23 protein-coding genes are annotated in these 23710 nt (G+C 60.4%); 19 read left to right on the top strand and 4 right to left on the bottom strand.

Annotation, left to right across the window (positions count from 1 at the left end; all coding sequences use genetic code 11):
* Window positions 1-738: 738 nt before the first annotated feature.
* Together AB9N64_RS10700 and AB9N64_RS10695 are read left to right on the top strand one after the other, a co-directional pair.
* Entirely contained in the window at window positions 739-1464 is a 726-nt protein-coding gene (locus AB9N64_RS10700) for a response regulator (protein WP_288856999.1), read from the top strand.
* Window positions 1461-3071 carry an ATP-binding protein gene (locus AB9N64_RS10695; protein WP_288856997.1) on the top strand — a complete coding sequence of 537 codons (1611 nt, stop codon included), beginning with the start codon at window positions 1461-1463 and terminating at the stop codon, window positions 3069-3071. Before AB9N64_RS10700 ends, AB9N64_RS10695 begins: the two co-directional genes overlap by 4 nt.
* 79 nt (window positions 3072-3150) lie before the next feature.
* On the opposite strand, the gene AB9N64_RS10690 is transcribed toward AB9N64_RS10695, so the two are convergent.
* Window positions 3151-3870 carry a 4'-phosphopantetheinyl transferase gene (locus AB9N64_RS10690; protein ID WP_032872446.1) on the bottom strand — a complete coding sequence of 240 codons (720 nt, stop codon included), beginning with the start codon at window positions 3868-3870 and terminating at the stop codon, window positions 3151-3153.
* A gap of 138 nt (window positions 3871-4008) precedes the next feature.
* Here AB9N64_RS10690 and AB9N64_RS10685 point away from each other — a divergent pair, with 138 nt between their 5' ends.
* The 3 genes from AB9N64_RS10685 to AB9N64_RS10675 are packed head-to-tail and all read left to right on the top strand — an operon-like array spanning window position 4009 to window position 6356.
* Window positions 4009-4317 (top strand): hypothetical protein, encoded by a 309-nt coding sequence (locus AB9N64_RS10685; RefSeq protein ID WP_003193560.1) that lies wholly within the window; start codon window positions 4009-4011, stop codon window positions 4315-4317.
* An 18-nt stretch (window positions 4318-4335) separates the two neighbouring features.
* A complete protein-coding gene (locus AB9N64_RS10680) occupies window positions 4336-5013 on the top strand; it encodes a response regulator (RefSeq protein ID WP_003193559.1) in 678 nt (225 codons plus the stop codon).
* Window positions 5010-6356 carry an ATP-binding protein gene (locus AB9N64_RS10675; protein WP_019817208.1) on the top strand — a complete coding sequence of 449 codons (1347 nt, stop codon included), beginning with the start codon at window positions 5010-5012 and terminating at the stop codon, window positions 6354-6356. Before AB9N64_RS10680 ends, AB9N64_RS10675 begins: the two co-directional genes overlap by 4 nt.
* Before the next feature lie 128 nt (window positions 6357-6484).
* On the opposite strand, the gene AB9N64_RS10670 is transcribed toward AB9N64_RS10675, so the two are convergent.
* Window positions 6485-7483: an AraC family transcriptional regulator gene (locus tag AB9N64_RS10670; protein WP_014719572.1), complete on the bottom strand. Its 999-nt coding sequence runs from the start codon at window positions 7481-7483 to the stop codon at window positions 6485-6487.
* Between the two features lie 338 nt (window positions 7484-7821).
* On the opposite strand from AB9N64_RS10670, the gene AB9N64_RS10665 reads away from it, so the two are divergent.
* The 3 genes from AB9N64_RS10665 (at window position 7822) to AB9N64_RS10655 (ending at window position 10860) form a co-directional block, all read left to right on the top strand.
* A complete protein-coding gene (locus AB9N64_RS10665; RefSeq protein ID WP_003189258.1) occupies window positions 7822-9153 on the top strand; it encodes a dicarboxylate/amino acid:cation symporter in 1332 nt (443 codons plus the stop codon).
* A gap of 133 nt (window positions 9154-9286) precedes the next feature.
* Window positions 9287-10273, top strand: a complete 987-nt coding sequence (locus AB9N64_RS10660; RefSeq protein WP_014719571.1) for an XdhC family protein — start codon at window positions 9287-9289, stop codon at window positions 10271-10273.
* The gene (locus tag AB9N64_RS10655) at window positions 10270-10860 is read left to right on the top strand and encodes an NTP transferase domain-containing protein (RefSeq protein WP_073845392.1); all 591 of its coding nucleotides are present in this window, start codon (window positions 10270-10272) and stop codon (window positions 10858-10860) included. Before AB9N64_RS10660 ends, AB9N64_RS10655 begins: the two co-directional genes overlap by 4 nt.
* A 176-nt stretch (window positions 10861-11036) precedes the next feature.
* Here AB9N64_RS10655 and rne read toward each other — a convergent pair whose 3' ends face one another.
* Window positions 11037-14180, bottom strand: coding sequence for a ribonuclease E (gene rne / locus AB9N64_RS10650; RefSeq protein WP_371360245.1), 3144 nt, complete (start codon window positions 14178-14180; stop codon window positions 11037-11039).
* Window positions 14181-14946: 766 nt separating this feature from the next.
* Here rne and rluC point away from each other — a divergent pair.
* The 5 genes from rluC to AB9N64_RS10625 all read left to right on the top strand — a co-directional run bounded on the left by rluC (window position 14947) and on the right by AB9N64_RS10625 (window position 18871).
* A complete protein-coding gene (gene rluC, locus AB9N64_RS10645; protein ID WP_371360244.1) occupies window positions 14947-15906 on the top strand; it encodes a 23S rRNA pseudouridine(955/2504/2580) synthase RluC in 960 nt (319 codons plus the stop codon).
* Window positions 15893-16555, top strand: a complete 663-nt coding sequence (locus AB9N64_RS10640) for an HAD-IA family hydrolase (RefSeq protein WP_014719567.1) — start codon at window positions 15893-15895, stop codon at window positions 16553-16555. Before rluC ends, AB9N64_RS10640 begins: the two co-directional genes overlap by 14 nt.
* Window positions 16556-16576: 21 nt before the next feature.
* Window positions 16577-17560, top strand: a complete 984-nt coding sequence (locus tag AB9N64_RS10635) for a S49 family peptidase (RefSeq protein WP_014719566.1) — start codon at window positions 16577-16579, stop codon at window positions 17558-17560.
* Between the two features lie 175 nt (window positions 17561-17735).
* Window positions 17736-18038: a transposase gene (locus AB9N64_RS10630; protein ID WP_014717988.1), complete on the top strand. Its 303-nt coding sequence runs from the start codon at window positions 17736-17738 to the stop codon at window positions 18036-18038.
* Window positions 18035-18871: an IS3 family transposase gene (locus tag AB9N64_RS10625; RefSeq protein ID WP_044483177.1), complete on the top strand. Its 837-nt coding sequence runs from the start codon at window positions 18035-18037 to the stop codon at window positions 18869-18871. Before AB9N64_RS10630 ends, AB9N64_RS10625 begins: the two co-directional genes overlap by 4 nt.
* A gap of 66 nt (window positions 18872-18937) precedes the next feature.
* Here the strand turns inward: AB9N64_RS10625 and AB9N64_RS10620 are convergent, their stop codons facing one another.
* Window positions 18938-19516 carry a nucleoside triphosphate pyrophosphatase gene (locus AB9N64_RS10620; protein ID WP_038451245.1) on the bottom strand — a complete coding sequence of 193 codons (579 nt, stop codon included), beginning with the start codon at window positions 19514-19516 and terminating at the stop codon, window positions 18938-18940.
* 105 nt (window positions 19517-19621) lie between these two features.
* Here AB9N64_RS10620 and AB9N64_RS10615 point away from each other — a divergent pair, with 105 nt between their 5' ends.
* The 6 genes from AB9N64_RS10615 (at window position 19622) to acpP (ending at window position 23624) form a co-directional block, all read left to right on the top strand.
* Window positions 19622-20152 carry a YceD family protein gene (locus tag AB9N64_RS10615; RefSeq protein WP_003175611.1) on the top strand — a complete coding sequence of 177 codons (531 nt, stop codon included), beginning with the start codon at window positions 19622-19624 and terminating at the stop codon, window positions 20150-20152.
* Between the two features lie 13 nt (window positions 20153-20165).
* Entirely contained in the window at window positions 20166-20348 is a 183-nt protein-coding gene (gene rpmF, locus AB9N64_RS10610; RefSeq protein ID WP_003179396.1) for a 50S ribosomal protein L32, read from the top strand.
* A 4-nt stretch (window positions 20349-20352) separates the two neighbouring features.
* A complete protein-coding gene (gene plsX, locus AB9N64_RS10605) occupies window positions 20353-21363 on the top strand; it encodes a phosphate acyltransferase PlsX (RefSeq protein WP_073454171.1) in 1011 nt (336 codons plus the stop codon).
* A 126-nt stretch (window positions 21364-21489) separates the two neighbouring features.
* Window positions 21490-22428, top strand: coding sequence for an ACP S-malonyltransferase (gene fabD / locus AB9N64_RS10600; protein ID WP_014719563.1), 939 nt, complete (start codon window positions 21490-21492; stop codon window positions 22426-22428).
* A gap of 24 nt (window positions 22429-22452) precedes the next feature.
* Window positions 22453-23196, top strand: coding sequence for a 3-oxoacyl-ACP reductase FabG (gene fabG / locus AB9N64_RS10595; RefSeq protein WP_005790544.1), 744 nt, complete (start codon window positions 22453-22455; stop codon window positions 23194-23196).
* Window positions 23197-23387: 191 nt separating this feature from the next.
* The gene (gene acpP, locus AB9N64_RS10590; RefSeq protein WP_003175607.1) at window positions 23388-23624 is read left to right on the top strand and encodes an acyl carrier protein; all 237 of its coding nucleotides are present in this window, start codon (window positions 23388-23390) and stop codon (window positions 23622-23624) included.
* Window positions 23625-23710: the final 86 nt, after the last annotated feature.

Below are 23710 nucleotides of genomic sequence, written 5' to 3'. Positions count from 1 at the left end.
TCATCGCGCCGCTTCCATGCCGAAGTCTTTGGTTCGGGGCCGGGGAGCCCTTAGCCGTATTCCTGGTGGGTGACAGTGGCCCCATTCAAGCCCTGCAACACCCGTACCGTTTTCTGCCAATCGGGCTGGAAAACGGTTGCCATCCGCGTGCGCGGTTTGGGCTTTCAAAAAATGCGTTGGTTCAACCAAGCACGAGCAAGAAAGCGCTTGAGTTTCTTGTCTGATCTGTGTTTGGTCTTTTCGCTGAAAACCCTACATGTAGGGTTTTTTTAGCGCCGAGGTACAAGATAATGCGTTTTCGGGGGCTTAGCAACGCACTACCTGTGGATAACGCTGTGGGTAAAATGTGTATGAATCATGGAACACCCGTGTAGGCCGCATTACTACTGGATTACACCGTTTGTCACCGAATATTCCCGGCTAGAAACTGCCGGCGGGAATTTTGAGGGCGCGAACCCTACCACAAAAAATCGCCATGACCGAATGGATTTCGCGGCTTGTGTTCAAGGGCCGTTGCATGGCTACAATCGGCCTTTGTTATGCCTTCAAAACATGACAAACAGGCTATGCCTGCGGAAGATCAATAGGTGGGAGCTGGCTTGCCTGCGATGGCGGTGTATCGGCCACCAACAGGCGCGCTGACCCACCCTCATCGCAGGCAAGCCAGCTCCACACCGACCGTATTTCACATTCGATTGTGTCGGCCAGAAGAACTTCTTATAAAAACGAGGACAATGCATGGAGCAAGAAGCCTGGCAGATACTGATCGTCGAGGACGACGAGCGACTCGCCGAGTTGACCCGTGAGTACCTGGAAAGCAACGGCCTGCGTGTGTCGGTGGAAAGCGATGGTGCCAAGGCCACGGCGCGCATCATCGCCGAACAGCCCGACCTGGTGATCCTCGACCTGATGCTGCCCGGCGAAGACGGCCTGAGCATCTGCCGCAAGGTGCGCGAGCGTTATGACGGCGTGATCCTGATGCTCACCGCGCGCACCGACGACATGGACCAGGTGCAGGGCTTGGACATGGGCGCCGACGATTATGTGTGCAAACCCGTGCGCCCGCGTTTGTTGCTGGCACGTATCCAGGCGCTCCTGCGCCGCAGCGAACCGGTGTTGCCCGTTGCAGTGGAAAACCAGCGCCGCCTCCAGTTTGGTCCGTTGGTGGTGGACAATGCCTTGCGCGAAGCCTGGTTGCATGAGGGCAGCATCGAACTGACCAGCGCTGAATTCGACCTGTTGTGGCTGCTGGTTGCAAACGCCGGACGCATTCTGTCCCGCGAAGAAATCTTCATCGCTCTGCGCGGTATTGGTTATGACGGCCAGGATCGCTCCATTGATGTGCGTATCTCGCGCATTCGGCCAAAGATCGGCGACGATCCGGTCCACCCACGCCTGATCAAGACCATTCGCAGCAAAGGCTACCTGTTCGTCCCCGAAGCTGCTGCCGATATGCCGCTGTGAACTCGATCTTCCTGCGCATCTACGGCGGCATGTGCGCGGCGCTGATCCTGGTGGCGTTGCTCGGCGCCCTGGCACTGCACCTGCTTAATGACGTGCGCAGCGGCCAGTACCGTGAGCGCCTGGCCCACGGCACTTTTGCGTTGATGGGCGATAACCTGCAGCCCATGAGCGCCATTGAACGACAGCGCGCCTTGGCGGTGTGGGAGCGTTTGCTCGGTATTCCGCTGGAGCTGCGCACGTTCACCGATGCGCAATTGGACCTGGGCCAGCGCAACCGCCTGCAACGCGGCCAGGTCCTGGTGGAACAGACCGGGCCTCATGCGGCGCGGGTGCTGCGGTTGGTCAGCGAGCAAGAGCAATTGGTGCTTACCGGCGAAGTGCAGCAGATCAGCGAGCAATTGGCCCGCGCAACCATTTACCTGCTGGCCGACGAACTGGTGCGCTTCTCGGTGGCCGAACAGCCCCAGCGCCTGGCCGACATCAAGCACGCCAAGGGTTTTGGTTTTGAAATGCACTTGACGGCCCTTGACCAGGCCGACATGGACGAGGACCAGCGTCGTCGCGTGGCGGAGGGCGATACGGTGATGGCGCTGGGCAAGGGCGGCGATTCGATTCGCGTGTTTGCCGGCATGGTCGGCACCCCGTGGGTGCTGGAGATCGGCCCGCTGTACCAGATGAACCCATACCCGGCGCAATGGCTGATCCTGATCACCTTGATTGGCCTGACCCTGATCGGCTTGATCGTCTATTTGCTGGTGCGTCAACTTGAGCGCCGGCTCAAAGGCCTGGAGGCGGCGGCTACGCGTATCGCCAAGGGCAACCTGGAAGTGCGCGTACCCGCTCGCGGTGCAGACTCGGTCGGGCGCCTGGCGGCAGCCTTCAATGGTATGGCCGAGCACTTGCAGCAATTGCTGGCGATTCAGCGCGAACTGGTGCGCGCGGTCTCCCACGAGCTGCGCACACCCGTCGCGCGCCTGCGTTTTGGCCTGGAGATGATCGGTGACGCCGCCACGCCCGAAGCGCGGCGCAAGTACCTGGAGGGTATGGATGGCGATATCCAGGACCTTGATGGCCTGGTGGATGAGATGCTCACTTATGCCCGCTTGGAACAGGGTGCGCCGGAACTGAATTTCCAGCGCGTGGACCTTGATGCGTTGCTCGACCAGGTGATTGGCGAATTATCGCCATTGCGCCCGCAGGTCACCGTCACCCGGGGTATTTGCCTGTCATCGGCGCATTGGGATGACGCCTGGGTCGACGCTGAACCGCGCTACCTGCACCGCGCCCTGCAAAACCTGGTGAGCAATGCCATGCGCCACGCCAAAGGCCAAGTGTTGATCAGTTATCAGGTGGGGCAGGTACGCTGCCGCATCGATGTGGAAGACGACGGCCCCGGCGTGCCGGAAAGCGCCTGGGAGCGGATCTTCACGCCGTTCCTGCGCCTGGATGACAGCCGTACCCGCGCCTCTGGCGGGCATGGCCTGGGTTTGTCGATCGTGCGGCGGATTATCTATTGGCACGGCGGGCGGGCGTCGATCAGCAAGAGCAACAACCTGGGCGGGGCGTGCTTCAGCCTGAGCTGGCCCAGGGATCAGGATAAGCCCTGACACCGCTGTCGCAGGCAAGCCAGTTCCCACAGGCGAATGCATTCCCAATGTGGGAGCCGGGCGTGCCCGCGATGGTGGTCTACCAGGCGCTGATAGCCACCAGGCTCAACAACTGCTCCCCTTGCACCACAAACTGCCCTTCCAGCTCTTTGCCATGGCCCCACTCTTGCGAAAGATCGGTCAGCAACCGCAACCGCACCCTCCCAGCCGCTGACCACTCCAGCACCTCGGCATGCTCGAAATAAAAGCGCTTGTGCACGATCGGATAGAGCGCCTTGAACAGGCTTTCCTTGACCGAAAACGTCAGCGTCACCAGCAAGGCGAGTTGCTCACGGGGCAGGGTGGCCATGCGCTGTAATTCATCGGCCGTCAGGATTTCCCCGGCCAGGCGTTCGGCCCGCTCCAGTGACAGCAGATGCTCCAGGTCCATGCCCAGCCCGCGCCATTGCGCCTTGTGCCCGACAATCGCCGCAGCGTGCCCGGTGCTGTGGGTGATGGAGCCACTGATATGCCCTGGCCAGACCGGGGCGCGGTCTTCGCCGATGGCCGGGACGCAGCGCAGATGATCGAGTCGTTGCAGCGCTTCGCGCGCGCACAGGCGCCCGGCGAGAAATTCCGCCTGGCGCTTGGCGACGGAGCGCTGGATGCTAGCCGGCGGTGGCACATCGCAGCGCTGGAAATCGCCCGGGCTCAATAAAGCCGGGTCGAATCGCGTGCTCAAAAACACCGTGCCCGGCAAAGAAACCGGCAACGGCCAATGATCATCAAGTGGGGTGCAGCAAGCGGGTAGGGGCGTCATGCGCGGTATTTTGCCGAGTTGGCGGGCCAGTGGATAGCCCGGTGCGGTTCAGCTGCGGTTCAGAGCCTGTTCAGGGGGAGTTCAGGGGCGCCTGCGTAGTCTGGACCCCACAGCCCAAACGCGTATGAGGTAACCACCATGACTGCGATCAAAAAGCTGATGTTGGCCTTGACCATGCTTGGCGCCACTGCCGGCGTGCAGGCGTCCGATGGCGCCTTTGCGGCCTTTGGCAGCGAGAAAACCAAGAAATCCAGCAACCTGATCCATCGTGTCAGCTTCGAAGACGCTGGCACTCAGGCTGCGCCGTGGGGCCAGGCCCTGGGCGCTACCCCTGCGCAACCCGACTATCGCAGCGGCTACGCGCACCTGACCGGCCACTACAATGGCATAAAACTGCGCCCCCAAGAGCTGCAGGGCCGCTATGATATCCCCCTGTCGGCTAGTTGAATTGCAGTGGAGAACCTTATGAAATTGCTGGTGGTGGAAGATGAGGCGCTGCTGCGTCATCACCTGTTTACCCGCCTGACCGACAGCGGGCATGTGGTCGAAGCCGTGGCCAATGCCGAAGAAGCCCTGTACCAGACCGGCCAATTCAACCATGACCTGGCGATCATCGACCTTGGCCTGCCCGGCATGGGCGGCCTGGACCTGATTCGCCAGTTGCGCACCCAGACCAAGACCTTCCCGATCCTGATCCTCACCGCTCGCGGCAACTGGCAGGACAAGGTTGAAGGCTTGGCGGCCGGGGCCGACGACTACGTGGTCAAGCCGTTCCAGTTCGAAGAGCTGGAGGCGCGCATGAACGCCTTGCTGCGTCGCTCCAGCGGTTTTACCCAGTCGACTATCGTTGCCGGGCCGCTGCTGCTGGACCTCAACCGCAAGCAAGCCTCCCTTGACGAGCAACCCCTGGCGCTGACCGCCTACGAGTATCGGATCCTCGAATACTTGATGCGTCATCATCAGCAAGTGGTCGCCAAAGACCGTTTGATGGAGCAACTGTACCCGGATGACGACGAGCGCGATCCAAACGTGATCGAAGTGCTGGTCGGCCGCCTGCGCCGCAAGCTGGAAGGCCCGGCCGGGTTCAAGCCAATCGATACCGTGCGTGGCCTGGGCTACCTGTTCAATGAGCGCTGCCGTTGATTCGTTCGCTACGTGTGCGCCTGATGCTGGCGGCCGCCACCCTGGCCGTGCTGTTTATGCTCGGCTTGTTGCCGGCCATGCAAGGCGCGTTCAGCCTGGCGCTGCAGGATTCCATCGAACAGCGCCTGGCGTCGGATGTGACCACCCTGATTTCCGCGGCGCGGGTCGACAATAACCGCCTGCTGATGCCGGCGCAGTTGCCCGATGAGCGTTTCAACCTCACCGACAGTCGGCTGTTGGGCTATATCTACGACCGTGAAGGCCATCTGGTATGGCGCTCGCGGGCGACCCAGGAAGAAAACATCAACTACAAACCGCGCTACGACGGGCGCGGCAACGAGTTTGCGCGCATTCGCGAGGCCAATGGCCAGGAATTTTTCGTGTATGACGTCGAGGTCCGGCTGCTGGGAGGCAAGAGCGCGGCGTTCAGCATTGTCGCCCTGCAGCCGGTACGCGAATACCAACTGACCCTCGAAGGCCTGCGCGAGAACCTCTACCTCGGGTTCGGCGCGGCCTTGCTGGTGTTGTTGACGCTGTTGTGGCTGGGCCTGACCTGGGGCCTGCAAGCCCTGCGACGCCTGAGCCATGAACTCGACCAGATCGAAGGTGGCACCCGCGAAAGCCTCAGCGAAGAACACCCCCGCGAACTGCTGCGCCTGACCGGCTCCCTGAACCGCTTGCTGCACAGCGAGCGCGAACAGCGTGCGCGCTACCGCGACTCCCTCGATGACTTGGCTCACAGCCTGAAAACGCCACTGGCGGTGTTGCAGGGCGTGAGCGAAGACATGGCCCAGCGCCCCGAAGAACGTAGCCAGGCGTGGGTGCTGCAATCGCAGATCGAACGCATGAGCCAGCAGATCGGATACCAGTTGCAGCGTGCCAGCCTGCGTAAAAGTGGCCTGGTGCGCCACCAGGTCCGCCTGGAACCGGTGGTGCAAAGCCTGTGCGATACATTGGAAAAGGTTTATCGCGACAAGCGGGTCACCGTGACCTTTGATTTGCCGCAGGCCTGCGAGGTACCCATCGAAAAGGGCGCGTTGCTCGAAATGCTCGGCAACCTGCTGGAAAACGCCTACCGCCTGTGCCTCAAGCAAGTGCGTATCAGCCTGGTGGAAAACCTCGATGGCATTGAGCTGTGTATCGAAGACGACGGCCCCGGCGTACCACCGGACCAGCGTGCACGGATCCTGCAGCGCGGCGAACGGCTCGACCGTCAGCACCCGGGGCAGGGGATCGGGCTGGCGGTGGTCAAGGACATCATCGAAAGCTATCACGCGCGGTTGACGTTGGGGGATTCAGCGCTGGGTGGGGCGGCGTTCAGGATTCACTTTCCTGCCTTGTGATCTGCACTGGCCTCATCGCAGGCAAGCCAGCTCCCACAGTTGATCGGGTTTACAAATTTTGATGTGTGAATACATTCAAGTGTGGGAGCTGGCTTGCCTGCGATGAGGCCTTCCCAGCCAATACGCCTCTAACTCTCCTGCGCTCTGTAGGCCCCCGGCGTCAGCCCCGTCCACTTCTTGAACGCCCGATGAAACGCCGACGGTTCGGAAAACCCCAACTGCTCGGCGATCTCCTGCAAAGACAAATCCGCCCGCCCCAGGTGGTAAATGGCGATATCCCGGCGTAGCTCATCCTTCAATGCCTGAAAACTCGTGCCTTCTTCGCGCAGGTGGCGGCGCAGGGTCTGTGGGCTGATGTGCAGGTGCTGGGCAACGGCTTCCAGGTCTGGCCAGGGCGTGCGGTCGCGGCTCAGCAAGCGACGCAACTGGCTGCTCAGGCTGTCGCCTTCATCCGGCCGCGACAGCAAGTCGGCAGGCGAGCGCTGCAAGAAGTGCTTGAGGGTGCGTTCGTCCTGCAACAGCGGCAGGCTCAGGTAGCGGCTGGGAAACACCAGGCTGCTGGTCGGCGCGCCGAACACCTGGGGGCAGGGGAACAGCAGGTCGTATTCACCGGCATGGGCCGGCATCGGGTAACTGAAGGTGGCCTGCTGCAGCCGGATACGCTGGCCGATCAACCAACTGCCCAGGCGATGCCAGATCACCAGCAGGCATTCACTGAGGAAGTGGTCCGGGTCCCATAGCTGTGAGTCGTCCAGGCTCAGGCGCGCCATGTCGCCTTCTTTGGTCAGTTGCCAGCGTGGGCCTTGGGGGAACAGGCTATAAAACAATAAGCCGCGCTCCAGCGCCTTCTCCAGCGTGCGGCAATGAATCAACGCATGGCACATCATGGCGAAAGTGCCACGTTTGCTGGGCCCTTCTGCAAACCCCAGGTATTCGTCATCCAACCCCAGCCAGAGCATTTGCAGCAAGCGCGTAAATTGCTCTGGAGCGATGCGGGCGCGGGGTTCGGTCAGCAGTTCCGGGGTGATGCCCACCTGCTGCAACACCCCCGAGTAGTCAAAACCGGCCCGGCGCGCACCGCCGAGAGCCGCTCGGGCGTAATGGCTGGCGATGGTACGTTCACGCATGCAAGGGCCTCATCCATGGAGGGGCGGATGGTAGCCATCACCCGGCGGGGCGACAAGGCGGATATCCGCCAAATTGTAGGACGAGACAGGATGAGTGGGCGGAAATCCGCCACCCTGTTGCATTCTCCGGAGTCGCCCGTGAACCCCAAGCCCTGATGTCTAAAGGCCTTCAGCGCGTTTAAGCAAAGTGGCACGCTGTTTGCGATAAGGATTACAGCGCAGGCTTGCTCCTACAGGCTTCGCAAACAACAAATCCCTCCAGTGCAGGAGGGTTCGCAATTCAAGTGCCGTGGGCAATGGCGGATATTTGCCACACGGGACGATTGAGGAACTTTGCAATGACGACTCGTCAGCCAATCTACAAATCCCTGTATTTCCAGGTGATCGTTGCAATCGTTATCGGTATCTTGCTCGGCCATTTCTACCCGCAGACCGGCGTGGCCCTCAAGCCACTGGGTGACGGCTTTATCAAGCTGATCAAAATGGTCATCGCCCCGATCATCTTCTGTACTGTGGTCAGCGGCATCGCCGGCATGCAAAGCATGAAGTCGGTGGGCAAGACCGGCGGCTACGCGCTGCTGTACTTCGAAATTGTTTCCACCATCGCCCTGCTGATTGGCCTGGTCGTGGTCAACGTGGTGCAGCCGGGCGCCGGCATGCACATCGACGTCGCGACCCTGGATGCTTCCAAAGTGGCGGCCTACGTCACCGCTGGTAAAGACCAGAGCATCGTCGGCTTTATCCTCAACGTCATCCCGAACACCATCGTCGGCGCCTTCGCCAACGGCGACATCCTGCAAGTGCTGATGTTCTCGGTGATCTTCGGTTTCGCCCTGCACCGCCTGGGTGCCTACGGCAAGCCGGTGCTGGACTTCATCGATCGCTTCGCCCATGTGATGTTCAACATCATCAACATGATCATGAAGCTCGCGCCAATCGGTGCCCTGGGTGCGATGGCATTCACCATCGGCGCCTACGGTGTCGGTTCCCTGGTGCAGTTGGGCCAGTTGATGATCTGCTTCTACATCACCTGCATCCTGTTCGTGGTGCTGGTGCTGGGCGCTATCTGCCGCGCTCACGGTTTCAGCGTGTTGAAGCTGATCCGCTACATCCGTGAAGAACTGCTGATCGTACTGGGCACCTCGTCGTCGGAATCCGCACTGCCGCGTATGCTGATCAAGATGGAACGCCTGGGCGCGAAGAAGTCCGTGGTCGGCCTGGTGATTCCAACCGGTTACTCCTTCAACCTCGACGGTACTTCGATCTACCTGACCATGGCGGCCGTGTTCATCGCCCAGGCGACCGACACCCACATGGACATCACCCACCAGATCACTCTGCTGCTGGTGTTGCTGCTGTCGTCCAAAGGCGCGGCTGGCGTGACCGGTTCGGGCTTCATCGTACTGGCCGCCACCCTGTCGGCTGTCGGCCACTTGCCGGTTGCCGGCCTGGCGCTGATCCTGGGTATCGACCGCTTCATGTCCGAAGCCCGTGCCCTGACCAACCTGGTGGGTAACGCAGTTGCCACCATCGTTGTGGCCAAGTGGGTCAAGGAACTGGACACCGACAAGCTGCAAAGCGAACTGGCGTCTGGCGGTACCGGTATTTCCGAAACCCGCGAGCTCGATGACCTGGGCGTGGCAGAAGGCCCGGCGCCTGTCGTCAAGTAAGTGGCTGCTGGCGTGAACTGACGCCAACGCTATCCGCAAACGCCCCGACTGGTTCGGGGCGTTTGCATTTCTGGCGGGATGCAACGGATATTTTTGGTTTACAGTGAGCGCGACAGTACTTACCGGAGGCCTGATGGACAGTGTGGATCTGAACGTCCTGCGCAGCGTGCTGCAATGGCGCCGCGCCGGGCAGCGCGTGATGTTGTACAGCGTGGTGCAAACCTGGGGCAGCGCGCCGCGCCCGCCAGGCGCAATGCTGGCCCTGCGCGGTGATGGTGTGGTGATTGGCTCGGTGTCGGGCGGTTGCATCGAGGATGACTTGATCGCGCGCCTGCAAGACGGCCGCTTGCCTGCTGACGGCCCGCCCGTGCAGTTGGTGACCTACGGCGTCACTCGCGACGAGGCGGCGCGTTTTGGCCTGCCCTGCGGCGGCACCCTGAGGCTCACCGAGGAGCGCGTGGAGGAGTGGGGTTGGGTCCAAGCGCTGCTGGCGCGTTGTGAAGATCACCAGATTGTCGCTCGCGAGCTGAACCTGGCCACCGGCGAAGTGATCTTGAGCGCCGCCAGCAAGACCGACGTGGTGAGCTTCGACGGCGAACGCTTGCGCGCCATCTATGGCCCGCGCTGGCGCCTGCTGTTGATCGGCGCCGGGCAGCTGTCGCGCTACGTAGCGGAAATGGCACGTCTGCTGGATTTCGAAGTGCTGATCTGCGACCCCCGCGAAGAGTTCGTTTACGGCTGGGAAGACCAGCATGGCCGCTTTGTGCCGGGCATGCCCGACGAAGCGGTGTTGAATATTCATACCGATGAACGCACGGCTATTGTTTGCCTGACCCACGATCCACGTCTGGATGACATGGCGTTGCTGACGGCGTTGAACTCCACGGCGTTCTATATCGGCGCCCTGGGTTCGCGGGTCAATACCCAGAAGCGTCGGGAGAACCTGGCCGCGCTGGGCCTGTCGGCGGAGGCCATTGCGCGCTTGCACGGGCCGATCGGCCTGCACATCGGCAGCCATACGCCGGCGGAAATTGCGCTATCGCTGATGGCGGAAATTGTTGCGATCAAAAACGGGGTGGCACCGATGCAGAAAAAACCGATGGCAGTGGTGGCCGAGTGACGGTGACGGCGATTGTGCTGGCGGCGGGGCAGGGCAGTCGTTTTCGTGCCGAAGCTGGAGCTGATCAAGACAAATTGCTCGCCGCGTGTGTGGGGCTGGATGGTGTTAGCCGGCCGGTCATCGAGCAGGTGTTGCGCAACTTGCCTGAGCGTGTTGTAACGCGCTGGCTAGTGACGTCGCCGGAGCGCGGGGAGGTTATCCGCCTGGCAGAGGCTTATGGCTGTCAGGTTGTACTGCTGGATTCGAGCGGTATGGGCGACAGCATTGCGGCGGCGGTCAAGGCCAGCGGTGCAGCGGATGGGTGGCTGGTGGTGTTGGGGGATATGCCGTTTATTCAGTCATCGAGTATCGAACGGGTGATTGATGCGCTGGAGGAGGGTGCCATCAGCGTCCCCGTACAGGCGGGGGAATATGGACATCCTGTGGCGTTTGACCGTGCGTTTGGCCCAGGTTTGCTGGCTTTGGTCGGCGACCGTGGGGCCAGATCGTTGTTTGCGGATGCCGCCTTGAGGGAGGTGCCTGTACTTGATCCTGGAGTCTTGTGGGATGTAGATACACCCCGGCTATTAAGTTTCAACGCAGGCTGAATGTGGGAGCGGGCTTGCTCGCGAATGCAATACATCAGTCGCCCTATTCACTGACTGACACTCCGTATTCGCGAGCAAGCCCGCTCCCACATTTGGGGCGCCACAAGGCTCAAGTTGATCGTCATAAAAAAGCCCCGCCTGATCACTCAGGCGGGGCTTTTTAGTGGCTTATGGAATCAGACGAGGGGTTTAGGCTCGTGCTCTGCTTCCTGGGCCTTGTGCTCTACCGCCTGGGCAGCGGCAGCAGCAGCTTCGGCTTCCTTGCGGCGGCGACGCACTTCACGTGGGTCATTCGGCGCACGGCCGTTTTCGGTGAGGGCGCTTGCAGGCGCAGCTTCAACCACAGGGGCGGCCACTTCGGCAACCACCGGGGCTTCAACTTCAACCACGGCCGCAGGCTCCACAACCGGCGTCGGCTCAACCACTGGAGCTGGCTCGGCGACGACTTCAGCAACCGGTGCCGGTGCTTCTTCTACCACTGGGGCAGGCGTTGGCGCTTCAACCGGTGCAGCCGGTTCGGCAGTCCACTGGAAGGCGGTCTGTTCTTCGCGAACTTCACGCACAGCCTGGGCAGCTTCTTCGACCGCCGGAGCTTCTACAGACGCTTCGACTACTGGCTGAGGCTCAACCACTGGAGCCGGTTCAACGGCAACCGCTTCAGTTTCTGGCTGTGCGTCGCGAACCGGGGCAACTTCCACTTCCGGAACCACTGGGGCTTCGACAGGGGTTGTGGCTTCAACGACTGGCGCTTCAACAACCGGCGCTTCAACCGCTGGGGTTTCGGCGGCTGGCGCTTCTACGGCAACAGTGTCTTCGACGGCAGCGGTAGCACGTTCGGCTTGCTCGTGAGCCTGGGCTTCAGCAGGGGCGCTGATGACCGAACTGGCAACGGCAGCGGTAACGGCCAAGCCGGCAGCCAGTTCGGCGCCTGTTGGCTCGTTGTTGGCAGCTTCTGCGTTCTCGCCGGTTTCTTCCGAACCTTCGATTACGTTGCCGTTGGCATCACGCTGACGCTCACGACGGTTGCTGCGACGACGCTGGCCGCGGGAGCGGCGGCGTGGACGATCGCCTTCGGCGTTGTCCTGGCCGTCTTCCTGCAACTGCTCTTCGCCGGTCAGTACTTCTTCTTCGGTGGCAGCAGCGGCTTGCTCGGCGCGTGGTTGACGCTCTTCACGTGGCGGGCGCGGTTGGCGCTCTTCGCGTGGCGCGCGTTCTTCACGCGGCTGGCGGGCCGGGCGCTCTTCGGTGCTAACGGCTGCGGCAGCGGCAGGTGCCGCGTCCAGAGGCTCGCGCAGTTCACGCACGCGTTCTTCACGCTCGCCACGTGGCTTGCGGTCTTCACGTGGAACGCGTGGGGTACGTGGGGCGCGCTCTTCACGCGGTGCACGTTCTTCACGGGCGACGGTCGGGGTGTCTTCACGGGCTTCGCGAGGCGCACGCTCTTCACGTGGTGCGCGTTCTTCACGCGGGGCACGTTCTTCGCGAGGCTTGCGCTCTTCGTCACGGCGGCCGTTGCGGTTACGGCTCTGCTGGCGACCGTTGCGACGTTCTTCGTTGCGCGCCGGGCGCTCGGTGGCAGGTTTTTCAACCACAACCGGGGCAGCAGGCTCTTCCTTGGTGGCGAACAGGCTGACCAGCGACTTCACCAGGCCCTTGAACAGGCTTGGCTCAGGCAGGGCGGCCGGCGCGGCAACCGGGGCGGCAGCTTCGGTCGGTACCGGTGCGTTGGCACGGGCCGGTGCAGTCTTCACCGCGGCTTCCTGGCGAACCAGGGTGCGGGTCGCAGCGGCTGGCTGGACTTCTTCGACTTCGGCGGCAGCCGCGGCGATTTCATAGCTGGACTGCCCGCTATGGGCTTCCGGGCTGTCGTCACGCAGGCGCTGGACTTCGAAGTGCGGCGTTTCGAGGTGATCGTTCGGCAGGATGACGATACGGGCACGGGTGCGCAGTTCGATCTTGGTGATCGAGTTGCGTTTTTCATTGAGCAGGAAGGCGGCAACCGGAATCGGCACTTGGGCGCGAACTTCGGCGGTACGGTCTTTCAGGGCTTCTTCTTCGATCAGGCGCAGGATCGCCAGGGACAGCGATTCAACGTCACGGATGATGCCGGTGCCGTTGCAACGCGGGCAGACGATGCCGCTGCTCTCGCCCAGGGATGGACGCAGGCGCTGACGGGACATTTCCAGCAGGCCGAAGCGCGAGATGCGGCCGACTTGCACGCGAGCGCGGTCAGCTTCCAGGCACTCGCGGACTTTCTCTTCCACGGCGCGCTGGTTCTTGGCAGGGGTCATGTCGATGAAGTCGATCACGATCAGGCCGCCGATGTCACGCAGGCGCAGCTGGCGGGCGATTTCTTCAGCCGCTTCCAGGTTGGTCTGCAGGGCGGTTTCTTCGATGTCGCTGCCTTTGGTCGCACGTGCCGAGTTGATGTCGATGGACACCAGGGCTTCGGTCGGGTCGATCACGATGGAGCCGCCGGAAGGCAGTTCGACCACGCGCTGGAAGGCGGTCTCGATCTGGCTTTCGATCTGGAAACGGTTGAACAGCGGCACGCTGTCTTCGTACAGCTTGATCTTGCTGGCGTACTGCGGCATCACCTGGCGGATGAAGGTCAGGGCTTCGTCCTGGGCTTCAACGCTGTCGATCAGCACTTCGCCGATGTCCTGGCGTAGGTAGTCGCGGATGGCGCGGATGATCACGTTGCTTTCCTGGTAGATCAGGAACGGCGCGGAACGATCCAGGGACGCTTCTTTGATAGCGGTCCACAGTTGCAGCAGGTAGTCGAGGTCCCACTGCATTTCTTCGCTGCTGCGGCCAAGGCCGGCAGTGCGCACGATCAGGCCCATGTCGGCCGGTGCGATCAGGCCGTTCAGCGCTTCACGCAGTTCGTTACGCTCTTCGCCTTCGATGCGACGGGAAATACCGCCGGCACGTGGGTTGTTCGGCATCAGCACCAGGTAACGACCGGCGAGGCTGATGAAGGTGGTCAGGGCCGCGCCCTTGTTGCCACGTTCTTCTTTTTCGACCTGGACGATGACTTCCTGGCCTTCGCTCAGGACGTCCTTGATGTTCACGCGGCCTTCAGGGGCTTTCTTGAAGTATTCGCGGGAGATTTCTTTGAGGGGCAGGAAGCCGTGGCGCTCGGAGCCGAAATCGACAAAGGCAGCCTCAAGGCTTGGTTCGATGCGAGTGATACGGCCTTTATAGATGTTGGCCTTTTTCTGCTCGCGTGCACCGGATTCGATGTCCAGGTCGTAGAGGCGTTGGCCATCTACCAGTGCAACACGCAACTCTTCGGGTTGAGTTGCGTTAATCAGCATTCTTTTCATGTTGTACCGTCGGTTTCCGGGCTGCCGGAAACGGCGTTCGGCACACACGACTTCTCACGGTCGGTGTCAGGTGCGTCAAGAGTGGTTGGCCACTCCAGTGTCCAGCAAAATCGGCCAATTGGGCCGGTATCGCGACGGACGCGTCCTGCTCGTTAGCGGTGGTGACAAAGGCACCACTTCAACAAAAGCTAAGGTCAGGAGGAGGAATCAACCGGCGACTGTGGACGAGATGAAGCGTCTAAAACAAGCCTAGTGCTACACAGTCCGACGGTTGTGCATCTCCACCCTACACGTATCCCTGATAATTCGGGTGCTGCCGCGCGCAGAATCCGCAGCGGGTTGGCATTTACCGTGTTCTCCAATGGGGAGAACACGCTCATGGCTAAACAAGACTAGGTGTGGGCGGTTGCGCTCTCACTCAGCTCTTAACAGGCGTTGTTTCCGAAGCATTCGCCATGGTCTGGCTCAAAACTGACTGCACTTTGTGAACTGGCCGTAAATATCGGCGCAAAAGGCGAGTATTCACTCTGCTTTCTGCACTCGCTTCAGGCCTCATGTCACCTGCGCTTGTTACAATCTTGAGCCTTCCTGGGTGGCGAAAGCCCCGTAGGACGGCCTCGCGTCCTGATGAATTGCGATGGTCAGGGCCGGCAGTTTGCCGCATGTCCTCTGTCCAGGCCGCTTTTGGCGGCGTTCGCGACTATAGCAGTAATGATTAAGTGCTTCAATTCCATAAAAAATTGTTATCATCGCCGCCATGACGACTACCACCCCCCCGACCCCCAGCGTCCAGCTGCTTGAGGTCTCGCCGGAATATGCCGGCCAACGCATCGACAATTTTCTCCTGGCCAGGCTCAAAGGCGTGCCCAAGACCTTGATTTACCGCATTTTGCGTAAAGGCGAAGTGCGCGTGAACAAGGGGCGCATCAAGCCTGAGTACAAGCTGCAGGCGGGCGATATCGTCCGTGTGCCGCCGGTGCGCGTGCCTGAGCGCGACGAGCCGGTGCCGCTGGCCCAAGGTTTGTTGCAGCGCCTGGAAGCGTCGATCGTGTTCGAAGACAACAAGCTGATCGTGATCAACAAGCCCTGTGGCATTGCGGTTCACGGCGGCAGTGGCTTGAACTTCGGCGTGATCGAAGCCTTTCGTCAGTTGCGCCCCGATTGCAAGGAGCTGGAGTTGGTTCATCGCCTGGACCGCGACACGTCTGGCCTGTTGATGATCGCCAAGAAACGCAGCATGTTGCGCCACTTGCACACCGCCCTACGTGGCGATGGCGTGGATAAGCGCTACATGGCGCTGGTGCGCGGCAACTGGGCCAGCTCGATCAAAAGCGTGCGTGCGCCGTTGCAGAAGAGCAACCTGCGCTCCGGCGAGCGCATGGTCGAAGTGGACGAGGAGGGCAAAGAGGCCCTGACCCTGTTCAAGGTGCTGCGTCGCTTCGGTGACTTCGCCACCATTGTCGAGGCCAAGCCGGTCACTGGTCGCACTCACCAGATTCGTGTGCACACCCTGCATGCGGGCCACTGCATTGCGGGTGACACCAAGTACGGCGACGAGGATTTCTCCAAGGAAATTCGCGATCTGGGCGGCAAGCGCCTGTTCCTGCACGCCTACATGCTCACCGTGCCGCTGCCCGATGGCGGCGAGCTGAAGTTGCAGGCGCCGGTCGATGAGATGTGGGCCAAGACCGTGGAGCGTTTGAGTGTCGCACCTTGACTACAAGCTGCTGATCTTCGATTGGGACGGGACGCTGGCCAATTCCATTGGCCGCATCGTCGAGTCCATGCACATGGCGTCGACCCGCTCGGGCTTTGAATTGTGCACGGACCTGGCGGTGAAGGGCATTATCGGCCTGGGTTTGCCTGAAGCCATTCGCACCCTGTACCCCGACATCAGCGACGCCGAGCTGGTGGCGTTTCGCGAGCACTATGCCGACCACTACATTGCGCTGGAAGCTACGCCTTCGCCGCTGTTTGAAGGCGTGGTGCAATCGCTGGAAGCGTTTCGTGCCCAGGGTTATCACCTGGCGGTCGCCACCGGCAAGGCTCGTCGCGGCCTGGACCGTGTACTCAAGGCCCATGGCTGGGAGGATTACTTTGATATCACCCGCGCTGCGGATGAAACCGCCAGCAAGCCTCATCCCTTGATGCTGGAGCAGATCCTTGCGCACTGTGGCGTAACGCCACGCGAGGCATTGATGGTGGGTGATGCGTCTTTCGACCTGATGATGGCACGCAACGCGGGCATGGACAGCGTCGCTGTCAGCTATGGCGCCCAGTCTGCCGAGGCGTTGCAGCAATACGAGCCGAGGCTGACGATTGATCATTTTTCTGAACTGCAGGCCTGGCTCAGCCGGGCGCTGTAAGTCTTTGCTGGGGTTAATGGCATGAGTGACGAGTGGAAGGCGCCTGAAAAGGCACAGAGCAGTGATGATAAAAGCTGGAAGCTTTTGGAGAAGACCCTCCTGGCCAGCGTCCAGGAGCAGCGACGTTCGCGGCGCTGGGGGATTTTCTTCAAGCTGCTGACCTTTGTATACCTGCTTGGGATGCTGGCGCTGTTCAGTCCGCTGATGGACATGGAAAAGAGCGCCGCCCGTGGCAGTCATTACACTGCCTTGATCGAGGTGCGCGGCGTGATTGCCGACAAGGAGCCCGCCAGTGCCGACAATATCGTCACCAGCCTGCGCGCGGCGTTTGAGGACCCCAAGGTCAAAGGCGTGGTCCTGCGCATCAATAGCCCAGGCGGTAGCCCGGTGCAGTCGGGCTATGTGTATGACGAAATTCGTCGTCTGCGCACCTTGCATCCGGATACCAAGCTCTATGCCGTGATCTCCGACCTGGGTGCCTCGGGCGCCTATTACATTGCCAGCGCCGCAGACCAGATCTATGCCGACAAGGCCAGCCTGGTGGGCTCTATTGGTGTCACAGCGGCCGGTTACGGTTTTGTGGGCGCCATGGAGAAGCTGGGGGTGGAGCGTCGCACCTACACCTCGGGCGAGCATAAGTCGTTCCTCGATCCTTTCCAGCCGCAGAAGGCGGATGAAACCGCGTTCTGGCAAGGCGTGCTCGACACTACCCATCGTCAGTTCATTGCCAGCGTCAAGCAGGGGCGTGGGGATCGTTTGAAAGATAAAGAGCATCCGGAACTGTTCTCCGGCCTGGTCTGGTCGGGCGAGCAGGCATTGCCGCTGGGCCTGATTGACGGCTTGGGCAGTGCCAGCTCGGTGGCACGGGATGTGATTGGCGAGAAGGAGTTGGTGGATTTTACGGTCGAGGAATCGCCGTTTGATCGCTTCTCCAAGAAACTCGGTGCCAGTGTGGCGGAGAAATTGGCGCTGTACATGGGCTTCCAGGGGCCGTCCCTGCGCTGAAATTCCAAGCTAGGTGTAGATCAACTGTGGGAGCGGGCTTGCCCGCGATAGCGATGGATCAGTCGATATAAGTGTCGCCTGGTACATCGCTATCGCAGGCAGGCTGAACTGGCCTAATGATTTTGGACACTTCAATCGGGCGTTATGATAGCGCCCAAATCTGAGGTGTTTGGATATGCGTAAATCTTATTCGAGTGAGTTCAAGCTCAAGGCTGCCAGCATGGTGCTGGATGAAGGCCAGCCGGTTACTGAGGTCTGTGCCAGCCTAGATATCGGCCCCACTGCTCTACGCCGCTGGGTCGATCAAGTGCAGAAAGAACGCCTGGGTTCGACCCCGGTAGGGGCCAAGGCAATTACCGCTGATCAGCGAGAAATCCAGAGGCTCAAAGCCCTACTCAGGGAGAAAGACCTGGACATTGAAATCCTAAAAAAGGCCAGTGCTCTCCTGCTTTTGGACGCCAAAGATCATTCACGCTGATCGATGAGCTGGACGAGCAATACGGCGTTAAAAGGTGTTGCCGGGCGTTTGGGATCAACCGTAGTAGTTTCTACGCCTGGCGCCAGCGCCAGGGCAGAGCAAATCCTGAACGGGACAAGCTCAAAGCCGCGCTGGTCAAGCACCACAGGGCGTCCAGAGAGTCGGCCGGCGCACGTACTTTGTCCAAGGAGCTAAAAGCCAAAGGGCATCGTATCGGACGTTATATGGCTCGCAGTTTGATGCGCGAAGCTGGCATCGCTAGTCGTCAGCGCAGGCGCCATAAGTACAAGTCGCCGGGCGTTGAGGCATTGGTTGCGCCGCACGTGCTCAAGCGAAAATTTGATGTAACGGCGGTTAACCAGGTGTGGTGTGGCGACGTAACTTACATCAAGGTCGGCAAGCGATGGATGTACTTCGCCGCCGTTCTGGATTTGTACGCTCGGAGGATCGTGGGTTGGTCGTTCTCGATGATTTCTGATGCCAATCTGACCTGCGAAGCGCTACGCATGGCGGTTGAGCTACGCGGCCGCCCCCAGGATGTGTTGTTTCATTCAGACCAAGGTTGTCAGTACACCAGTCATAAATTCCGAAACGAGCTTGTGAAACACGGATTTAGACAAAGTATGAGCCGTAAAGGCGAGTGCTGGGACAACGCCCCCATGGAGCGTTTCTTTGGTAGTTTGAAATCAGAGTGGGTTCCTGAAACGGGCTACAAACTGGAACATGAGGCCCGGGCAGACGTGCAGCGCTATGTCTCGCGCTACAACATCAGCAGGCCTCACAGCTACAACGACTACCGGTCGCCGGTCGCGAAGGAAAGGTTGGTGGCGTGAACCTTAATCGGTGTCCAAGATTACTTGACCAGTTCAGGCCAGCTCCCACATTGCTTTACGAAGGTTTCAAGGGATCTGTACGCCTTCGGTCAGCAGCATGTCCACCAGTCGAATCAGTGGCAGCCCAACCAGGCTGGTCGCATCCGGTCCCTCGGTGCTCCGGAACAAGCTCACACCGAGCCCTTCTGCTTTGAAGCTGCCCGCACAATCATAAGGCTGCTCGATCCGCAGATAGCGCTCGATACGTTCTGCATCCAGTTCGCGCATGTGTACGGTAAACGTCACGCAGTCGACCTGGCAGTGCCCGGTTTCGCTGTTGAGCAGTGCCAGGCCCGTGAGGAAGCTCACACGCTTGCCGCTGGCAGCCAGCAGTTGCTCGCGAGCATTTTCGAAGGTGTGCGGCTTGCCGATGATCCGGCCTTCCAGTACGGCGACCTGATCCGAGCCAATGATTAAATGGCCAGGATGGCTGGCGGCGAGGGCGCGGGCCTTTTGTTCGGCCAGGCGCTTGACCAGTTCGATGGCGGGTTCATCCGGGCGGTGGCTTTCGTCGATATCCGGCGAGCTGCAGGTGAACGGCAGGTGCAGGCGACTCAGTAATTCCCGGCGATAAACCGAGCTGGACGCGAGTAATAAAGGCAGCATATACGTCTCCTCAAGGCAGTCGCCGATTCTATCGACGTGACCGGCTGACGCACAGGGCTGAATTTCCTTTGACATGGCCGGGTGCATCCCTATAATGCTGCGCCTATGTTGAATGACCCGATTCCACCTCACGTTGACCCGCGCAAATTGGCTGATCGTGGCACCACCCTTCAAGGTGAAGTGCTGCTGGCCGATTTGGAGAGACTCTGCGACCCGCTTTCCGACACTGTCGGTACGGTGCAGGCGAAATTCGTTTTTGAACGAGATGAACGTAAATCTGTGGTAATCCACAGCGTTATCGACACCGAAGTCAAAATGGTTTGCCAGCGTTGTCTTGAGCTGGTCACCCTGCCGATCCACAGCGAATGCAGTTATGCTGTGGTGAAAGAGGGTGCGAATACCCAGTCGTTGCCGAAAGGTTATGACGTGCTGGAACTGGGCGAAGATCCATTGGATCTGCATGCACTGATCGAGGAGGAGCTTTTGCTCGCCTTGCCCATTGTGCCTGCTCATCATCCGGAAGAATGCCAGCAGCCGGAGGGTCTCGATGACGAGGCCGAGCCGAGCGAGGACGAGGTAACGCGGTCCAACCCGTTCAGTGTATTGGCGCAGTTAAAGCGTGACCCAAACGTTTAGGAGTTAATCAATTATGGCTGTTCAGCAGAACAAAAAATCCCGCTCCGCCCGTGACATGCGCCGTTCGCACGACGCTCTCGAGGCTAGCACCCTGTCCGTGGAAAAGACCACTGGTGAAGTTCACCTGCGTCACCACGTATCGCCAGAAGGCGTATACCGTGGCCGTAAAGTGATCGACAAGGGCGCTGACGAGTAATCACTTGTCTGCTCAAGTCATCGCGATTGACGCAATGGGCGGGGACTTCGGTCCCCGCAGCATTGTTCAGGCTTGCATTGCCAGCCTGTCTGCAACGCCCTCGCTGCACCTGACCCTCGTCGGTCAACCCTCCCTACTTGAAGAACTGATTGCCAGCCATCCGGCGGTGGATCGCGCGCGCCTGACGATTACGCCAGCCAGCGAAACCATCAGCATGGACGAAAAGCCGGCGGTTGCCCTGCGTGGCAAACCCGATTCTTCTATGCGGGTGGCCCTTGAGTTGTTGCGTGATGGCAAGGTGCAAGCCTGTGTCAGTGCCGGTAATACCGGCGCGTTGATGGCCTTGTCGCGGCACGTGCTCAAAACCCTGCCGGGTATTGATCGGCCGGCGATGGTGGCGGCGATCCCTACGCAGAAGGGCTATTGCCAGTTGCTGGACCTGGGCGCCAATGTCGATTGCAGTGCCGAGCACCTGTTGCAATTTGCCGTAATGGGCTCGGTGGCCGCCGAGGCGCTGGGCGTGCCCCGACCCCGGGTTGCCCTGCTGAATATCGGCACTGAGGACATCAAGGGCAACCAGCAAGTCAAGCTTGCCGCTACCTTGCTACAAAGCGCGCGGGGTTTGAACTACATCGGCTTTGTTGAAGGTGATGGTTTGTACCGTGGCGAAGCTGACGTGGTGGTGTGCGACGGCTTTGTCGGCAATATTCTGCTCAAGTCCAGCGAAGGCCTGGCGACCATGATCGCCACGCGTATCGAAGCTTTGTTCAAGCGCAACCTGGCGTCACGTATAGTGGGGGCCTTGGCGCTGCCCCTGATGCGACGCTTGCAGGCCGACCTGGCGCCCGCACGGCACAACGGTGCAAGCTTTCTTGGCTTGCAGGGCATTGTGGTGAAAAGCCACGGTTCGGCCGGGGTGCTGGGCTTTCAAAGTGCAATTGCACGGGCCTTGATCGAGATTCAAGAGAACCTGCCGCAACGCTTGCACGGCCGTCTCGAGGATCTGTTGCCTTAGGCGAATTGGCCCGGGAGTGCTTAAATGTGACCGGCCAGTTCAATTGACCATCCAATCTGTCAGTTTCGTTCGCTCCCACCGTAGGCGCGAGCATTTTTGACGACCAGATCATTAGGGGCTTGTTACATGTCTACATCCCTCGCATTCGTCTTTCCAGGGCAGGGTTCGCAGTCCCTCGGCATGTTGGCCGAGCTGGGCGCGCAATACCCGCTGATCCTGGACACCTTCAAGGAAGCTTCTGACGCCCTGGGTTACGACCTGTGGGCACTGACCCAGCAAGGGCCGGAAGCGCTGCTCAACCAAACCGATAAAACCCAGCCGGCCATCCTGACCGCCTCGATCGCCCTGTGGCGCTTGTGGTTGGCAGAAGGCGGCGCGCGCCCTGCATTCGTCGCGGGTCACAGCCTGGGCGAATACAGCGCCCTGGTGGCCGCGGGCAGCCTGACCTTGGCTGAAGCGGTCAAGCTGGTCGAACGTCGTGGTCAACTGATGCAAGAAGCCGTTCCGGCCGGGCAGGGCGGCATGGCCGCTATCCTGGGCCTGGACGACGCGGTGGTGATCGAGGCCTGCGCCGAAGCGGCGCAAGGCGAAGTGGTCAGTGCGGTGAACTTCAACTCCCCAGGCCAGGTGGTGATCGCCGGCGCCAAGGCAGCTGTCGAGCGTGCCATCGAGGGTTGCAAGGCCCGTGGCGCCAAGCGTGCCCTGCCATTGCCGGTGAGCGTACCATCCCATTGTGAGCTGATGCGCCCGGCGGCAGAGCGGTTTGCCGAGTCTATCGCTGCCATCAACTGGCAAGCGCCGCAGATCCCGCTGGTGCAGAACGTCAGTGCGGCCGTGGCCGCCGACCTCGACACCCTCAAGCGCGACCTGCTGGAGCAACTGTACAAGCCAGTGCGCTGGGTTGAATCGGTCCAGACCCTGGCCGCCAACGGTGCCACCGAGCTGGTCGAGTGCGGCCCGGGCAAAGTCCTGGCCGGCTTGAACAAGCGCTGCGCCGACGGTGTGTCGACCGCCAACCTCAATACCCCAGAAGCCTTCGCTGCCGCTCGCGCGGCACTGGCCTGAATCCCGTACTTAGGAGAAGCCTGCATGAGTCTGCAAGGTAAAGTTGCACTGGTTACCGGCGCAAGCCGTGGCATTGGCCAAGCGATCGCCCTGGAGCTGGGCCGTCAGGGCGCCGTTGTGATTGGCACCGCCACCTCTGCCTCGGGCGCCGAGCGTATCGCCGCGACCTTGAAGGAAAACGGCGTGCAGGGCACCGGCCTGGAACTGAATGTAACCAGCGATGAGTCCGTAGCTGCCGTATTGGCCGAGATCACTGCACAGTTCGGCGCGCCGGCAATTCTGGTGAACAACGCCGGGATCACCCGTGACAACCTGATGATGCGCATGAAAGACGACGAGTGGTACGACGTGGTCGATACCAACCTGAACAGTCTGTTTCGCCTGTCCAAGGGCGTTTTGCGCGGCATGACCAAGGCGCGTTGGGGCCGAATTATCAATATTGGCTCCGTAGTGGGTGCCATGGGCAACGCAGGCCAAGTAAACTATGCCTCTGCCAAGGCCGGCCTGGAAGGTTTCAGCCGCGCATTGGCGCGTGAAGTCGGCTCGCGGTCGATTACGGTCAACTCGGTGGCCCCTGGGTTCATCGACACCGATATGACCCGCGAATTGCCGGAAGCACAGCGCGAAGCCTTGCTGACGCAGATTCCGCTGGGCCGTCTGGGCCAGGCTCAAGAGATTGCGAATGTGGTCACTTTCCTGGCATCCGACGGTGCGGCATACGTGACTGGGGCTACAATCCCGGTTAACGGCGGGATGTACATGAGTTAAATTGTGACGGATCGCTTCAAAAAAATGTCATACGAGCTGTCTAAAATCCGTTATAAAGCTGCAACTTAATTTATAGGCAGGTGGCCGACCGGGTACAGGGTGAAGCTTTCAGTTGAAAAGCTGAAATGGCTTTCTATACACTTACCCACTGGCCAGCTGCCTGAATTTGTCCATTAGGAGTTAAACAAGGTATGAGCACCATCGAAGAGCGCGTCAAGAAAATCGTCGCCGAGCAACTGGGCGTTAAGGAAGAAGAAGTGGTCAACACTGCTTCCTTCGTAGAAGACCTGGGTGCCGATTCCCTTGACACCGTTGAGCTGGTGATGGCTCTGGAAGAGGAATTCGAGACCGAAATCCCGGACGAAGAAGCTGAAAAAATCACTACTGTTCAAGCTGCCATCGACTACGTTACTAGCCACCAGGCGTAATAGTTTGTAGTCGTCGCTTGCTGTCAGGGAAAAACCGCACTGCTGTAAAGGCGTGCGGTTTTTTCTTTAGCGGCGATGAAAAGTGT

It is taken from the genome of Pseudomonas sp. KT_2_4 (assembly GCF_041410225.1).
Classification (GTDB): domain Bacteria; phylum Pseudomonadota; class Gammaproteobacteria; order Pseudomonadales; family Pseudomonadaceae; genus Aquipseudomonas; species Aquipseudomonas paracarnis.
Note: the sequence above shows the minus strand (reverse complement) of the source record. Positions and strands in the feature narration are given on the sequence as shown.

Bases quoted from the DNA above. Each gene is read 5' to 3' on its own strand.
- AB9N64_RS10700 (WP_288856999.1), top strand. From the start codon at position 739: ATGGAGCAAGAAGCCTGGCAGATACTGATCGTCGAGGACGACGAGCGA.
- AB9N64_RS10690 (WP_032872446.1), bottom strand. From the start codon at position 3,870: ATGACGCCCCTACCCGCTTGCTGCACCCCACTTGATGATCATTGGCCG.
- AB9N64_RS10685 (WP_003193560.1), top strand. From the start codon at position 4,009: ATGACTGCGATCAAAAAGCTGATGTTGGCCTTGACCATGCTTGGCGCC.
- AB9N64_RS10680 (WP_003193559.1), top strand. From the start codon at position 4,336: ATGAAATTGCTGGTGGTGGAAGATGAGGCGCTGCTGCGTCATCACCTG.
- AB9N64_RS10670 (WP_014719572.1), bottom strand. From the start codon at position 7,483: ATGCGTGAACGTACCATCGCCAGCCATTACGCCCGAGCGGCTCTCGGC.
- AB9N64_RS10665 (WP_003189258.1), top strand. From the start codon at position 7,822: ATGACGACTCGTCAGCCAATCTACAAATCCCTGTATTTCCAGGTGATC.
- AB9N64_RS10660 (WP_014719571.1), top strand. From the start codon at position 9,287: ATGGACAGTGTGGATCTGAACGTCCTGCGCAGCGTGCTGCAATGGCGC.
- rne (WP_371360245.1), bottom strand. From the start codon at position 14,180: ATGCTGATTAACGCAACTCAACCCGAAGAGTTGCGTGTTGCACTGGTA.
- rluC (WP_371360244.1), top strand. From the start codon at position 14,947: ATGACGACTACCACCCCCCCGACCCCCAGCGTCCAGCTGCTTGAGGTC.
- AB9N64_RS10635 (WP_014719566.1), top strand. From the start codon at position 16,577: ATGAGTGACGAGTGGAAGGCGCCTGAAAAGGCACAGAGCAGTGATGAT.
- AB9N64_RS10630 (WP_014717988.1), top strand. From the start codon at position 17,736: ATGCGTAAATCTTATTCGAGTGAGTTCAAGCTCAAGGCTGCCAGCATG.
- AB9N64_RS10620 (WP_038451245.1), bottom strand. From the start codon at position 19,516: ATGCTGCCTTTATTACTCGCGTCCAGCTCGGTTTATCGCCGGGAATTA.
- AB9N64_RS10615 (WP_003175611.1), top strand. From the start codon at position 19,622: ATGTTGAATGACCCGATTCCACCTCACGTTGACCCGCGCAAATTGGCT.
- rpmF (WP_003179396.1), top strand. From the start codon at position 20,166: ATGGCTGTTCAGCAGAACAAAAAATCCCGCTCCGCCCGTGACATGCGC.
- fabD (WP_014719563.1), top strand. From the start codon at position 21,490: ATGTCTACATCCCTCGCATTCGTCTTTCCAGGGCAGGGTTCGCAGTCC.
- fabG (WP_005790544.1), top strand. From the start codon at position 22,453: ATGAGTCTGCAAGGTAAAGTTGCACTGGTTACCGGCGCAAGCCGTGGC.
- acpP (WP_003175607.1), top strand. From the start codon at position 23,388: ATGAGCACCATCGAAGAGCGCGTCAAGAAAATCGTCGCCGAGCAACTG.